Consider the following 13,362-nt stretch of genomic DNA (forward strand, 5'->3'; position numbering starts at 1 on the left):
CCACTGCCCCCCCCCCCCCCCCCCTTCCCCCCCCCCACCCCCCACCTCCCCCCCCACCCCCCCCCCCCCCCGCCCCCCCCCCCTCCCCCCCCACCCCCCCCCCCCCCCCCCCCCCCCCCCCCCTCCACCGCTGCACCGGAAACCAGCCCGTGAACCTGATGCGACTGCGGCGTCACAGCGGGTGACTCGATGGTTCTCGGGTATTCCGTCACCGGCTGCGGCGGCATGCTGCATGGCGTATGCGTCGCACATGGTGATCGCCATCAGGTGGGGTGCGGCCTCGGTCAGTGACGTGCTTACGCCTGCCCACCCCCGCCTCGGCGTCACGGCTGCAGCTTGCCTTCGCCCGCGTCCAGGATGAGGTGCAGGCCGTCTCGCTCGACCGCCGCCGCCTGTACCTTGAGGCCGAGGGCCTCGGCTCCCTGTGCTGGGGAGTTGGCGGTCGCGCTCAGGCCGGCTGGGGGTCGCGCGCCAGCCTTCTGGTCGTCCACCGGTTCGAAGGTGATGCTTCCGACCGTATCCGGCCTGGGCTCCAGGACCACGCGCCTCGGACCGTCTGTCCCTGCTGTCTGTATGGAGATGGTCCCCTCGTTGCTGTTCAGGGTCACGGACGTCACTGCCATGCCTGGTGCCGCCTTGTTGAAAGCTTCCCTGAGGGAGTCTGCGTCCACGATGGCCAGCCCGTGGACACGCTGGAAGTCGGGCGACGAGCCCAGCCGGAGGCCGTACACCTCGGCTTGGAGTGACACGCCGGTGAGCGGCCCCAGGGTGGCGTTGTCCGAGACAACGTCCACCTCACGCAGCCGTTGCCCGGCCAGGGCGGCCAGGGCCCAGCCGCCGCTCTGCCGGACCGTGGCGTCGGCTCCGACAAGGCCCGGCTCCGCCCGGATCCGGTCCGCGAGAGCCTCTCGTGCCATCAGCTCGGCCACCCCACCCAGCGCGGCCAGACACAGTCCCACAATCATCATGATGCCTATGGGGTGTTCAGCCGCAACTGACTTCAGCCGCGCAAATCGGGTCACGCTCTTCTCCTCGGATGCAGCGGGCAAGACGTTGCACGCAGGGCTGCTTGATGCCAAGACGGGATGTCTGTCGGAGGACGCCCAGCGCGGTGCCCTCGCACCGGTGTGCCGTCAACGCCTTCGCACAGCTCGCGACGATGGAAACACGGCGCGCCGGGGAACCGAACGGCAAGAACGTCCATGTTCCGTGAGGCTTGTTGGAGAGGTGCTCCAGCGCGATGACGGACGAGTAGTTGATCGCGATGGTCATGGACGGTGCCTGGGGTGTGGGTCTGCAGCGCCGGCACCTCCAGAGCTGCGGATCGTCAAAGAGCGGGCCCCGCGCGCCGGGGGCGCTCTGTTGGGTCAGCGCGCGGGCGTGTTCGACGGCAGGCCGTCGCCGCTGCCGTCCTCGCCTGCGGCAGCGGGTGGATCGGGGGCAGGTGACTCGCCTGCGTGGAACCAGGACACGGCCGCCCCCGTGTCAGGGCCGGCCGGCGGCCGGGGTGTCCTCCTGGCCGAAGCTGGGCGGCGGGTTGGCCCGGGCCGGTGGGCCTGCATGGTAGTGGGCAGGAAGAAGACGTCGCCGACGATGTCGGAGTGAAGGGTGACGACGCCGGAGGGCAGTTCCAGGTGGGCGCTGCTGGTGGGTGACACGGCCGCGTGCGTGGCGAGGTGGCGCAACTGCTCGCCGGTGACGGTCTCTTCGCGGATGAACTCTCCCCCCTTCAGGCTGAGCCCGTGGAAGCGGCTGGTGTAGCGGGGGGCGGTGATCCGCTTGACCTCGCCGGGGGTGAGCTGGTGGACCACGGTGAACCGGCTGCCGGGCCGGGCACGCCGCGCCCACCAGCCGGCCACCACGTGATCGGACAGGTCCAGTCCGTCCAGCTGATTGGGCCTCACCCACCGGCCCTCGCAGCGCCACCACTCCAGCCCGTTGGGGCAGGTGACGCAGTCCCCGTCCACCAGCGGCGGAAGGGTGGTGAGCGCCTGAGCGGCACGGGCCTGAGTGAAGAACGGGGCGGCCACGGCGCGTGGCCCCGTGTGGGTGCCGGTGGCCCGTACGGGCGGGAGGGGAGGAACAGGGGAAGGCATGGGAAATCTCCTGACTGGCCGCGATGAAGAGGTGGGCCGGGTCGCGCCGTGCGAGAAGTGGAGGGGGCCCGCACAGGCAGCGCGGCCCGACCGTCGCCGGCCGCTTAGAACACACGAGAGAGGGCTTGGACGCGGTGTGTTCCGGCTGTCCTGACGGTCACGTAAGCCCCGGGCTGGACCGGCAGCCCCGGCCCTGGCCGGAGCCGGGAGGCACCGCGCCCGGAGCGCACTCCCTGGAGGGACCGGGGCCGTATCAACTCCGGACCCGTTGCAGGCGGGACCGTTGATGCGGAGGGCGGGCAAGAGTCCCGGCACACGACCCGGGTGTGGCCGTGTTCGGTGACGGCTCCGCCCATCAGCATCGGGCGGATCGTCCTTGACCGCGAACGACCCGGGCGGGCGCTGCCGCAGGGCAGTGATGAGGACATCGCCGCACCACCGCGAAGTCGGCGCCTGTGTCCACCGCATCCTCTCCCGGACGGAGAACGACGTGCTCCTGCGCGACTGCCGGCAACACGGAGGCCGCCTCCACGGCGCCGGCCGGGCCGTCGCCCACATGCGCCGCGGTGCCCGCACCGCATGAACACGTGGGCCAGATCCTCGATTCCGGCTGCCCGGTCACAGGTCGCCGCAGCACCCTTCAGGCGGGGATGGGCTTGGTGCCAGAGCACTTGGTGAACGGCTTCCACGGCCTGCTGCCATCCACGGCCGGGGCGCCCGCGTAGGCGGGGTTGCCGGTGATGGTCTGTGTCCTCTTCTCGTGGGTGACGTCGAGACCGAACAGCTTGAACCCGACACTGAGTGAACCGGCGGACAGGCCGAAGCCGATCCCCAAGGAGGCGTTCCACCAGTCGGTGTTGACGTCGTAGTCCAGGCTGGAGATCTGGGACTTGTCGTGCAACAGCCGCTCGATGGGCCCCGCGGTCGCGGCCGACTTGCCCGCGAGGTCGTGCGGGGAAGGAACGCCGCGGTCCGCGGGGTTGCTGCCGCGGCCCCGAATCCACTCCTCCACGGCCTTGCGGTCCTGGTCGTCGGTCAGTGCGAGTTCGGCGCTCTCGGTGTGCAACCGCGTGCTGCTCTTGCCGCCGCCTGCACCGACATCGATCGTGACCGGGCCGGTGTTCACCGAGCCGCCGACGTTGATGCCGGGACCGCTGCCGCTTTCCTCGCTGGTCACGATCTTCAGCTTCTCCGGGTGGTGCGCAGCTCCGTGCTTGACCTCGTCGTCGTAGGCGGCGGCGTCGTAGGTGACGGCGATCTGCTGCATGTGCGACCCGCTGGACTTCTCCCCCACGCCCGCCTTGCCGTTCATCTCGAAGGTGTAGACGAAGGTGACCTTCCCCGCGTCCGGACCGGTCTTCGTGCGCATGACGACCACGTCCTTGCTCATCGCCCCGGACAAACCCTGAGTAGAGGCGCCGCCGACCCCCTTGGTGTCCGGAGCGGAGCCCACGAGGGTGTCCTGCGCCGTCTTGATCTTGCTGGCCAGCTCTGCGGGGGAATCCTTCGGATTCGCCTTCTTGATCTCCGCGGCGATGTCGTCCTTCAGGGACTTCAGCTTCTTGTCGTCCTTGGCGTACTTCCCGCCGAAGCTCACGTCACCCGACACCTCGGTCGTGGTCTTCGTGATGTCGATGTCCGGTGCCTTCTCAGGATCGACGTCCGGCTTCTTCTTGTCCGCAACGTGGCCGCAAATCATGCCCAGTTCGGTGGAATGAGCGCCCGGCGGGCGGGAACGGCACTTCTCCGCCGCCTTGAGGAACTCGGCGAACTGCTTCGCATCCTTGAGATTCTGCTCCAGGTCCTTCTGATGGTCATCCGACTTGTGGGCGTTGAACATCCACTGCCCGCCGCTGCCACTGCTCTTGACGTAGCTACCGCCCAACGACGCCCCTCCGCCCCAGTTCTTCAGACCCGGGATGCTCGCACCGATGCCGGCGGTGACTCCCCCGCCCGCGGTGGACATGCGCTCCAGTGTCACGGAACCGTCCGACCACTGCTGGACCTTGACCTGCTCGCTGGCAGAGATCTTGATGAAGAGGATCTGCACGACCACGGTGTCCTTCGTCTCGTCCGACGACAGCAGACACTTGGCCGGCTGGAAGGGGTCGTCGTCCGGTGGCGGTGTTCCGGGTCCACCGGTCGGCGCCCCTGCGGTGGGACTTGCTGTTCCGCCTCCCGTGCCCCCAGACGCTCCCTGCGGCGGCCTGCCCGCGTCATTGCCCCGCCCGCATCCGCCGCCGGCGGCCAGCCGCTCGACCTGACAGAGCACCTTACGGTCGACGTCCGTTCCGAGTGCGGTTCCCACGACGGCCAGCACGATGGCTCCGACCACCGCGACCAGGCCGAGATACTCCGTGGTCCCCTGCCCGCGGTCCGCGCCCGTCACGCCCCCGCAAACCGTCCGACCCGGTTCCGAACCACGCATGCCCCAGCCTCTCGGTCATCTAAGCCGCTACTCACATCCGGTACTCCGGCGGGTACGAACGCTAGGAACGAATCAGGGCCCGATGACAGGGCCCCACGTGCTCATCGGGGCCCAACCCAGACCCAATTGCCGCAGGGCCAACCCAGGGGCGGGAACTGTGGGCCCGCCCGTACGGGCACGTTCCCGCGCGGGGGAACGGCATAGGGGCGCGGTGGCCATCACAAAGCGGGCCTGCCGATCCCGTGAGCTGCGCGATCGGGCCTGCCGAGCAGGGCGGAACGGGCATGTACGGGCGGCTGGTCGCAGGGCCCAGGCTCGCGTTCCCGGCTCCGGCCGCTGAACCTCATCGCGGCAGCAGCGCCCGTGTCGGAGCGGGCACTTCTTGCACGGAGCAGGTGGACTCATTCGGCCACGCCACGAGCCGGCAGCAGCCAGGCGGCGCTCGCGGACCCGGGGATGTCTGAGCTTCCCGACGAGGCCTTCCGTCCCTGCGGATGGGGGCACGTTCCTCGCGTGGGGCGGCGAGTACCTCGGCGTGGCGGGCGTTGGCGGGTGCGCCGGAGCAGGAAGCGGTGGAGGGCCCGGGTCTTGCGGGACGGCTGCGATGTGGGAGTCGGCCAGGGTGGATTGCCGCAGCGGCCGAAGTGGGCCTCGACCGGTTTGGCTCAGCAGGCGTAGGCCTGCCGAGGACCTTCAGCGGGCGGGAGGCTGTCCCCGCATGCGGCGTCGTGACGCCGCGGCTCACCGTCGGTCAGAGGGGCGCGGTGCGCGCCGCGCCCCTTGGACCGATCAGGCGTGGAACGCCTCGAACTTCACGTCGGGACCGCAGACGTTGAACGTGGCCGGCGAGCCGCTGCCGTTGACGACCTTGACCGTCCGGCCGACATCCTTGGGCAGAGCGATCTGCACCTTGGAAGCCTGGACCCCGCACACGTCGCGGGCCGACTGGGTGCCCTCGAAGTTCACGTCGGCGTAGAGCACCTCGGCGGTGGCCGTCGCACCCGGTGCCAGGTCGACGGCGTCGGTTCCCCCTGCGGAGTTGTCGGTCTGGATCGGGTTGCTCTTGCCCTGGTCGTCCTTGGCTACCAGGCTCGTGGCACCGACGATCGTGCACGGCTTGCCCGACCTGTTGGTGATCTTCAACGTGGCGGCCGCGGGCTCGGACTCGGTCGCGTGCTTGGCGGCCGCCACGAAGGTCACGCCGGTCGTCTTCGCGGTGCAGGCGACCATCGTGCCGCCCTTGCCGCCCGCGCTGCCCGACGTAGCGGTGCCGGTGTCGGCCGCGCCGCCCGACGTGCCCTTGCCGCCGGTGGCGGAGCCGGCGGTACCGGAGGCCCCGCCCTGGGACTTGCCCGACGTGCTCGTGGCCGTGGCGGTTCCGGCATGGGACGGACTGCCGGAGGCCTTGTCGTCATCTCCCTGACAGGCCGTAAGAGCCAGCCCGGCGACGAGCATCGTGGCGGCGGCAACAGCGGTACGGACTCGCATGCAATTCCCTCCTGAATGAGCGTTCAGTAACTGCATGCGGAGAGACGCCGGCGACGACGCACCCCGTTCCGCGCCGGTACATGACAAGGCTCACAGGCCCGGATGCGCGCAGCGCGGCAACCGCCCGGCAGATCCTTCCCTCCGCCCCCGGACAAAGCCCCGGATGCCGTGACCGCGGACGCACGCCGCGCGGGTTGGGAAAGCTTCACCCGCTGACAGGTGATGCACGACATCGCGGGCTGATGACCGCCGACAGCCACCAGCCCGCGATACGCGGTGCTGCGTCACCTGATGGCGAACAGGACCGCGGTCATGGGCGCCGTGCGGAGCGTGCGGGTCGCCTTTTCCCTTCCGATGTCGGCGGCGTCCCTCGCTCGCCGCACTGCTGCGCGCTTTCGGCTCAGCGGCCGACGGCCTCCGGGTGTGGGTGGGTGGTCGGCGGGGGCCGGCGGGCATCGGGCGCGTGGCCGTGGACCGCGCGGCGCTGCGGTGCGAGGCGGGTGCCGTTGGGTGCGGCGGCACACGGGATACCACGCAGGACCGCGATGCCGTCAGTGTGGGTGCCCTCGATCCGGGTGCGGCCGAGGCGGACTCTCGCGTCGGTCCTCACCGGCTCCCTTCCTCATCGGTGAACAGCTTGCCGGGGTTGAACAGGCCCTGGGGATCGAGGGTGTCCTTGACCGCCCGGTGCAGGGCCAGCACCCCGGGGCCGGTCTCCTCGCGCAGCCCGTCCCGCTTGAGGAGTCCCACGCCGTGCTCCCCGGTGACCGTGCCGCCCAGTTCGAGGGCCTGGGCGATGATGTCGTGGAAGGCGGCCTGCGCCCGGCGCCGAGCGTCCTCGTCTCCGGTCGGGGTGATCAGCAGCGGGTGCAGATTGCCGTCCCCCGCGTGTGCGATGTTGGCGATGAACGTCCGGTGGCGCTCGGCAATCGCGTGGATGCGGGCGAGCATCTCGGGTACCGCCGCCTTGGGCACGCAGATGTCCTCGGTCAGCACCGGGCCGAGCCGCTCCAGCGCCGGATAGGCCAGACGCCGGGCCTCGAACAGGGCGTCCGCCTCCTGCTGGTCGGTGGAGCGGACGGCGTACGTCGCTCCCGCCTCGGCGAAGTAGTGGCGCATGGCCTCCGCCTCAGCCTCGCCCGCCAGGCCGGGAGCGTCCGTGCGGCCCAGCAGCACGACCTCGGCCTCGGTCGACAGACCCATGTTCTTCCAGGCGTCGACCGCCGCAAGACAGTGCCGGTCGACGAGCTCCAGCGCCGAGGGAGTCAGTCCGGCGGCAGCCACCGCGAAGACAGCGCGTCCCGCGTCCACGACGGAGGAGAAGAAGCCGGCCACGGTGTGCTCGGGCTGCCGGCTCGGACGCAGCCGCAGGGTCACCTCGGTGATCACGCCGAGGGTTCCCTCGGAACCGACCATCAGGCCGGTGAGGTCGTACCCGGCGACGCCCTTGGCGGTGCGGCGGCCGACACGGACCAGGTCCCCGGTGCCCGTGACGAACTGCAGTCCCAGCACGTAGTCACGGGTGACGCCGTACTTGACGCAACACAGTCCGCCGGCGTTGGTCGCGACATTGCCGCCGATGGTCGACCACTGGGCGCTGGCCGGGTCCGGCGGGTACCACAGTCCCTGTGCGGCGCAGGCCGATCGCAGCACCTCGTTGACCACACCCGGCTCGACCACGGCGAGCCGCTCCAGCGGGTCGATCTCCTTGATCGTCGTCATGGATTCGGTCGAGACGATCACACAGCCGTCGACGGCGTTCGCCCCGCCGGACAGCCCTGTCCCCGCTCCCCGGGTGACGATCGGCACCCCGTGGCGCAGGCACGCCCGAACGGTCTGCTGAACCTCCTCGGCGGTGCGCGGGCGGACCACGGCCGCGGGTGTGCCGTACGGCGCCCATTCGGCCTCGTCGTGGGCGTACCCGATGGTCACGACGGGATCGGTCAGCACCCGTCCGGGCGGCAGCTCGCGGCTCAGCTGTTCGGTGAGTACGCCAGTGGTCCGTTCATCACTCATGCCAGCACGCTAGGGAGCCCCACCCAGCGCGCTCAACGGACGGCACCTCCACGATGGCCGCAGCGCAGTGTGGGAAGTATCCATGAGCCGAAGACTCGAATGAGGGGCGGGCGCTGCTGCCCGATGGGCGCGGTCCAAAGGACTCGCAGCGGCACAGTGCCGGGGGCCGTTCCAGCGGGCGGGGGCGCGATCGGCGCCGGACGGCGAACGGGGGGACGCGCTGTGGCGCGCATCGATCGCGGGGAAGAGCGTGCTGCGAATCCCGGTTGCCGGCCGGCTGCTCAGGCACCGTCCCGTCGCGGACGCCGTACAGGGCGGGCAGGGGCAGTGGCGCCTTTGGCCGTCCACATGCATCCATTGAGGCGTGCGCTCCACGACCAGGAACAGGACGATTTTCTCGTCGTGCGAACGCCCGGCGAGGGCTGCCGGCGCCCGGAACCCACACCGAGCCGAGCTGTCGGCGTGACTGACGCAGGCGACGTATCCCAGGCCGCCCCGTGCAGCCAGGGGTCGGTTTTCGAACCCCGCCCCGGGTGAGTCAGGCCACAGCATTCATATGGAGAGGGTGCCTACTCTGGGCGCGACTATGTGGTCGATTACTCCATGGCCGTAAGGGGCTCTGTTCGCATCATGGAGAGCATGACTGACCGACGTCCGACGCCCGCGTCCAGCAACCCGTGGCTGGACATGCTGGCCGACGGCTGGACATCCATGGAGATCGAGAAATATCGCCGCATGCGGTTGGCCGAGTTGCCGGCCGATGAGCATCGGGCCATCGACGCCCAGACCTCTCAGACGCTGGCGCTTCGAGCACGGCTGGCAGAACAGCAGCGCCACGCGGACGAGCTGAAGGTCCTGAATGATCTTGCGCGGCGGCTCGCCTCACTGAGGGCTCCGTCGGAGGTGCTGCAGGAGGTCGCGTCCCAGGCACGACGCCTCCTGGGCGTTGACGTGGCCTACATCATGCTGACGCAGTCGGACGGAACACTGCGCATCGACGTCGCGGACGGATCGATGGGTTCGGGCCTGCGCGGTATCCGACTGCCCTCGCACAGCGGCCTCGGGGGTGAGGTCATCCGCACCGGCCGGCCCCTGTGGAGCAAGGCGTACCTCAACGACACCTGTTTTCCCCACACTCCCTCGAGTGACGCGGCAGCCGCCAACGAACAGCTGGGCGGGATCCTCGGCGTCCCGCTGATCGCCGGGGCGGAGACCATCGGTGTCCTGTTCGCAGCCGACCGGCGTCCGCGCTTCTTCGCCGCCGAGGAGATCGAACTGCTCGCCGCCCTGGCGTCGCACGCCGCGGTAGCCATCACGAACGCGCACCTGTTCGAGCAGTACCGGGCCGCGGCCCGCGACCTGCAGACCGCCTACGAGCACCTCACTCACACCAACAACGTGCGTCAGCGGGCCATCGAGCTGCGTGAAGAGCTCACCGGCGTCATCATCCACGGAGGGGGGTTCAAGGAGATCGCCGCAGCCCTCGAGGACGCGCTGGACACACCGGTCGCCGTCTTCGACCACCTGGGCAAGCGGCTGGCAGGCTCACCCGTGGGGATTCCCGGCGGGGTCGAGGAGGTCCTCGGCCCCGCTGGTGATCCTGCTCCACGTCGGCTTCACGACGAGCACGGTGAGGGCGTCGTCGTGCCGGTGCTGCTGCGCAGCGGATACGCCGGATGCCTCATCGCGGTCTCGCCCACGCCGATCGACGAGGAGGCCGTGCGTCTGCTGACCATTGGCGCGACATCGGTGGCGCTGGTCGTCGTGTCCGAACGTTCCCTCGCAGAAGCCGAACTGCGTAACCGCGGTGAAGTCATCAACGCGCTGCTCTCCCCGGACACCGATGAAGCGGTCACCCGCCGCAGGGCCCAGTCCGCGGGGATCGACATGGACAGCATCACGGCCGTCGCCGTGCTCGATCCATGCCCCGAAGACCCTCACGGAGCCGCCCAGTGGGCGAAACGGCTCGTCTCCGATCTCGGCGGCTGGTCGGCCCAGTACGCAGACCACGTCGTCGCGCTGATCGCCGGTGCCTCCCCCGCGCAGGTGCAGGACCGGCTCACCTTGCTGGCCGGACGGGAACTGCCCTGCACCGTCGGCATCGCCTCCTGCCACGGCGGCACCCGCGCCGCCCGCGACTCCCACGACAAGGCCCGGCAGACAGCCACCGTGCTCAACGCCCTCGGCAGATCCGGGACCTGCGCGCAGGCATCCGAACTCGGCGTCTACCGAGGCCTGTTCAACCAGGCCGGGCGAGATGAGATAGCCGCATTCGTCCGCCTCACCATCGGTCCCCTGCTCGATCACGACCGACGACGCCACCGCACGCTGGCCCACACGCTGGGCGTGTATCTCGACCAGTCCCGGCACCATGCCAAGACCTGCAGCGAGCTGCACATCCACGCCAACACCCTCTACCAGCGGCTGGAAAGGATCACCGAACTCATCGGACCCCGGTGGAAGGACCCCTCGCACAGCCTCGAGATCCAACTGGCACTGCGGCTGCAGCGTCTGCTCGAGGCGCTGACCAGCCGCCGGGACTGACGCATGTCCTGGCGTCGCACCCAGGAAGAAGGCCCGCTCGACGGCGCAGGTGTCCCTGCCCGAGCCGGACCGGGGACGGCGCTCATGCGGGCCGTCGTCGGCGTGACACCTTCAGGCCCCCACGCCTGCGGACGTACGTGCCGTAGTCGCAGCGCCAGTCTGCGAACACGCGCTGGGGGGCGCATGAGAGGCAGCCCATGCCAGGCCGTCGCACCACTGCGGCCGACACGTTCGCCCCGGCACCTGCGCGAAGCCGACCGATGATTCGCTGTGCTGACCGGGGACCACTCGGTGCCTTGGGGAGGGCCGGCCGGGCACGTGGGCCTGGGCCTCCGAGCAGCATGCTGCACGTGCCCGTTTCGCCCCGGCCTGCGGGCCAGGGCGCGCAGCTCACGGGGTCGGTGGGTCCGTTTGGGACGGCCACCGTGCCTGTATGCCGTCCCCCGCACGGGGGATCGTGCCCGTACGGGCAGGGCTGCGGTCCCTGATACGCCGTCGGCCGTACGCCGATTTGGGCCTTGCGTTGGGCCCCGATGGGCTCGGGGGGCCCTGTCGTCGGCGGCTGATTCATTCCTACCGTTCTGCGCCGGAGTACCGGATGTGAGTAGCGGTTCAGATTGACCGAGAGGTGGGGGCATGCGTGGTTCGGGACCAGGCCGGACGGTTCGCCAGGGCGCGGAGGGCGGGCAGGTGGCCATGCAGTGTCCCGGCCCGGTCGTGGTAGCCGGATCCCTTGGGTGGGCCGTCGTCGCGCCCCGGTTCAGGGCGCCGGCCGGCCGCGGGACCTGGCAGGGCACTTTACGGCCGGCTTCCGTTCCGTGATCGGTGGCTGTGCCGCTGGCCTTTTGCGCTCACACGACTTGGGTCGCCAATTGAGCCGATGGCCCAACACATGGCAACCAGTATTGACGCATTGTCCTATCAAAGCCTTAGCATCTGCGCCAGATGACCAGTCAGTGGCCGATGCCCGCAACCCAGGATCGGGACGGAGCACCGAAAGAGGTGCCCGGGACGTTTCGTGCGGTGGCATCGCTCATGACCCAAGACGAACAACCGCGAGAGCCAACAGCGCCGTTGCCGTCGTGAGTCAATCCGGTGTGCCAACAGACCGACGGTGCGCCGACAGGCGTCAAACGAGGAGCTCTCGTGTCAACCGCGATCGCTGTCACCAGCGCCGACATGGCGCTGCCCGCACAGGACGAGCACACCGTGCCCGCCGTCGTCCTCGAGGATCTGCACCGGCAGCCGCTGGAGCTTGCGCTGGAGGGCATGCAGACGCTGCTCGACCAGCACGGACATGTGATCGTCGTCCACTCCGCCGCCGTACCCGCCGCCGTTCGGCGCCGCCTGCACACCGTGCGCTGCCTGCTGGAGAGCGACCGTATCGCCCTGTTCAACCCCGAGCTGCCGCCGCTGGGCATCGCCGTGCTGGCACGCCAGTTGAGGCAGCTGGCCTCCGGCGACCTGAGCCCAGGCGTGCTCGCCTCGGCGGGCCGGCTGCTGACCCACTACGTCCACTGCGGCGCCGTACTGAACTCCGTCACCCGCCTGGAGCACGTGCCCGTCGGACTCAAGGCGCACGCCAGGTCCTGGGTGCCGGGCAGCCAGTTCGGCGTGCTCGCCCACCCTGCGCCCCAGGTGGTCTCCATCGGCCCCGAAGCCACCCTCACCGGGCCGGACTTCGGCACCTGGATGCTCACCGCCCAGGGCCGGCTCCCCTCGGACTGGGTCCGCACCACCCTCGCCCCGGCCTGGAACATGGTCGGGCTGCGCGAGGCGGCGCTGCCGGCCGAGTCAGCCGCATGGTGGGGGACGCAGAAGCTGGTCGAGTTCTGCACCTACCTGCCCGACCGGCCCGTCCTCCACCAGTTGGTCACCTCGGCGCGCCGCAACGTGTGCCACTGCTGCGGCATCGATGTCATCGGCGACCGCTGCGTCTTCTGCCTCGCCACCCTGCCGGCCCACACCCCGCTGGTCCGTGAGGGTCACACCTCCCCCGAGTGAGCCTTCCGCCGGCCCCGCCATCCGACCCCTAGCTCGACCGATATGCCCAATTGAGGTTGCACGGTTCATGAACTCCCGTCAGCGCCGCGGCGTGATACTCCTGCTCCTGTCCGTCCTCGGCGCCCTCGGCGCGTCCGCGGGCGTGCTGTCCGTGATCAGCGACGCCAAGTCCAAGGTCGGCCCCGAGGTCAGCGCCTACCAGCTCAAGACCAGCGTCAAGCCGTACACGCCGCTGGCCACGAGCCAGTTCGAGAAGATCAGAATGCCCCGGCGGTGGCTGTCGCCCAACGCCGTCACCGATCTCGCCCAGATCCAGGGCAAGACCGCGGTCACCACCCTCAGGCAAGGCTCCTTGCTGCAGAGCGACATGATCGTCGACCAGCCAGCCCTGCAGCCGGGTCAGCAGGAGGTCGCCATCATGATCGACGCGGCCACCGGCGTGGCCGGCAAGATCACACCGGGCTCCACGGTCAACGTGTACGCCACGTTCCCGGGAAAACGTGAGGGCGACCCAGCCCAGTCCAAGATCATTGTGACCGGCGCCCGAGTGCTCGACGTGGGCCGGATCACCGCGCTGGACGCGAGGGCCGACGACCGCAGTCAGCAGCCCAGCCAGGCCGTCCCGATCACCTTCGCGCTCCAGACCGCCGACGCCCAGCGCATCACCTACGCCGAGTCCTTCGCCCAGCGCGTCCGGCTCGCGCTTCTCGCACCCGGCGGCGACACCGGCGTACCCGCCAAGGACCGGACCTACGAACTCGCGAACGACAAGTGAGAGAACCCGCA

General features: G+C 70.0%; 10 protein-coding genes. 3 read left to right on the forward strand and 7 right to left on the reverse strand.

What is annotated here, in order from left to right; translation table 11 throughout:
- Nucleotides 1–323: 323 nt before the first annotated feature.
- The 7 genes from AC07CM_RS34325 to AC07CM_RS34355 form a co-directional block, all read right to left on the reverse strand.
- Nucleotides 324–968: a hypothetical protein gene (locus AC07CM_RS34325; protein WP_478880390.1), complete on the reverse strand. Its 645-nt coding sequence runs from the start codon at nucleotides 966–968 to the stop codon at nucleotides 324–326.
- Nucleotides 969–984: 16 nt separating this feature from the next.
- Nucleotides 985–1,272 (reverse strand): hypothetical protein, encoded by a 288-nt coding sequence (locus AC07CM_RS34330; protein WP_478880391.1) that lies wholly within the window; start codon nucleotides 1,270–1,272, stop codon nucleotides 985–987.
- Between the two features lie 95 nt (nucleotides 1,273–1,367).
- Entirely contained in the window at nucleotides 1,368–2,096 is a 729-nt protein-coding gene (locus AC07CM_RS34335) for a hypothetical protein (RefSeq protein WP_478880392.1), read from the reverse strand.
- 640 nt (nucleotides 2,097–2,736) lie between these two features.
- Nucleotides 2,737–4,485, reverse strand: a complete 1,749-nt coding sequence (locus AC07CM_RS34340) for a hypothetical protein (RefSeq protein WP_478880393.1) — start codon at nucleotides 4,483–4,485, stop codon at nucleotides 2,737–2,739.
- 828 nt (nucleotides 4,486–5,313) lie between these two features.
- Complete coding sequence (locus tag AC07CM_RS34345) at nucleotides 5,314–6,012, reverse strand: DUF4232 domain-containing protein (protein WP_478880394.1); 699 nt, start codon at nucleotides 6,010–6,012, stop codon at nucleotides 5,314–5,316.
- A 400-nt stretch (nucleotides 6,013–6,412) separates the two neighbouring features.
- Nucleotides 6,413–6,622 (reverse strand): hypothetical protein, encoded by a 210-nt coding sequence (locus AC07CM_RS34350; protein WP_478880395.1) that lies wholly within the window; start codon nucleotides 6,620–6,622, stop codon nucleotides 6,413–6,415.
- The gene (locus tag AC07CM_RS34355; protein ID WP_478880396.1) at nucleotides 6,619–8,028 is read right to left on the reverse strand and encodes an FAD-binding oxidoreductase; all 1,410 of its coding nucleotides are present in this window, start codon (nucleotides 8,026–8,028) and stop codon (nucleotides 6,619–6,621) included. The genes AC07CM_RS34350 and AC07CM_RS34355 overlap by 4 nt, the downstream gene beginning before the upstream one ends.
- 639 nt (nucleotides 8,029–8,667) lie before the next feature.
- On the opposite strand from AC07CM_RS34355, the gene AC07CM_RS34360 reads away from it, so the two are divergent.
- From AC07CM_RS34360 to cpaB, 3 genes are all read left to right on the forward strand, one after another.
- Nucleotides 8,668–10,572 carry a helix-turn-helix domain-containing protein gene (locus AC07CM_RS34360; RefSeq protein WP_478880397.1) on the forward strand — a complete coding sequence of 635 codons (1,905 nt, stop codon included), beginning with the start codon at nucleotides 8,668–8,670 and terminating at the stop codon, nucleotides 10,570–10,572.
- Between the two features lie 1,179 nt (nucleotides 10,573–11,751).
- Nucleotides 11,752–12,576, forward strand: a complete 825-nt coding sequence (locus AC07CM_RS34365; RefSeq protein ID WP_478880479.1) for a hypothetical protein — start codon at nucleotides 11,752–11,754, stop codon at nucleotides 12,574–12,576.
- A gap of 67 nt (nucleotides 12,577–12,643) precedes the next feature.
- Complete coding sequence (gene cpaB, locus AC07CM_RS34370) at nucleotides 12,644–13,351, forward strand: Flp pilus assembly protein CpaB (protein ID WP_478880398.1); 708 nt, start codon at nucleotides 12,644–12,646, stop codon at nucleotides 13,349–13,351.
- Nucleotides 13,352–13,362: the final 11 nt, after the last annotated feature.

This window comes from Streptomyces sp. NPDC044061, assembly GCF_056434305.1.

Bases quoted from the DNA above. Each gene is read 5' to 3' on its own strand.
- AC07CM_RS34325 (WP_478880390.1), bottom strand. From the start codon at position 968: ATGATGATTGTGGGACTGTGTCTGGCCGCGCTGGGTGGGGTGGCCGAG.
- AC07CM_RS34360 (WP_478880397.1), top strand. From the start codon at position 8,668: ATGACTGACCGACGTCCGACGCCCGCGTCCAGCAACCCGTGGCTGGAC.
- AC07CM_RS34335 (WP_478880392.1), bottom strand. From the start codon at position 2,096: ATGCCTTCCCCTGTTCCTCCCCTCCCGCCCGTACGGGCCACCGGCACC.
- AC07CM_RS34355 (WP_478880396.1), bottom strand. From the start codon at position 8,028: ATGAGTGATGAACGGACCACTGGCGTACTCACCGAACAGCTGAGCCGC.
- AC07CM_RS34345 (WP_478880394.1), bottom strand. From the start codon at position 6,012: ATGCGAGTCCGTACCGCTGTTGCCGCCGCCACGATGCTCGTCGCCGGG.
- AC07CM_RS34365 (WP_478880479.1), top strand. From the start codon at position 11,752: ATGGCGCTGCCCGCACAGGACGAGCACACCGTGCCCGCCGTCGTCCTC.
- cpaB (WP_478880398.1), top strand. From the start codon at position 12,644: ATGAACTCCCGTCAGCGCCGCGGCGTGATACTCCTGCTCCTGTCCGTC.
- AC07CM_RS34330 (WP_478880391.1), bottom strand. From the start codon at position 1,272: ATGACCATCGCGATCAACTACTCGTCCGTCATCGCGCTGGAGCACCTC.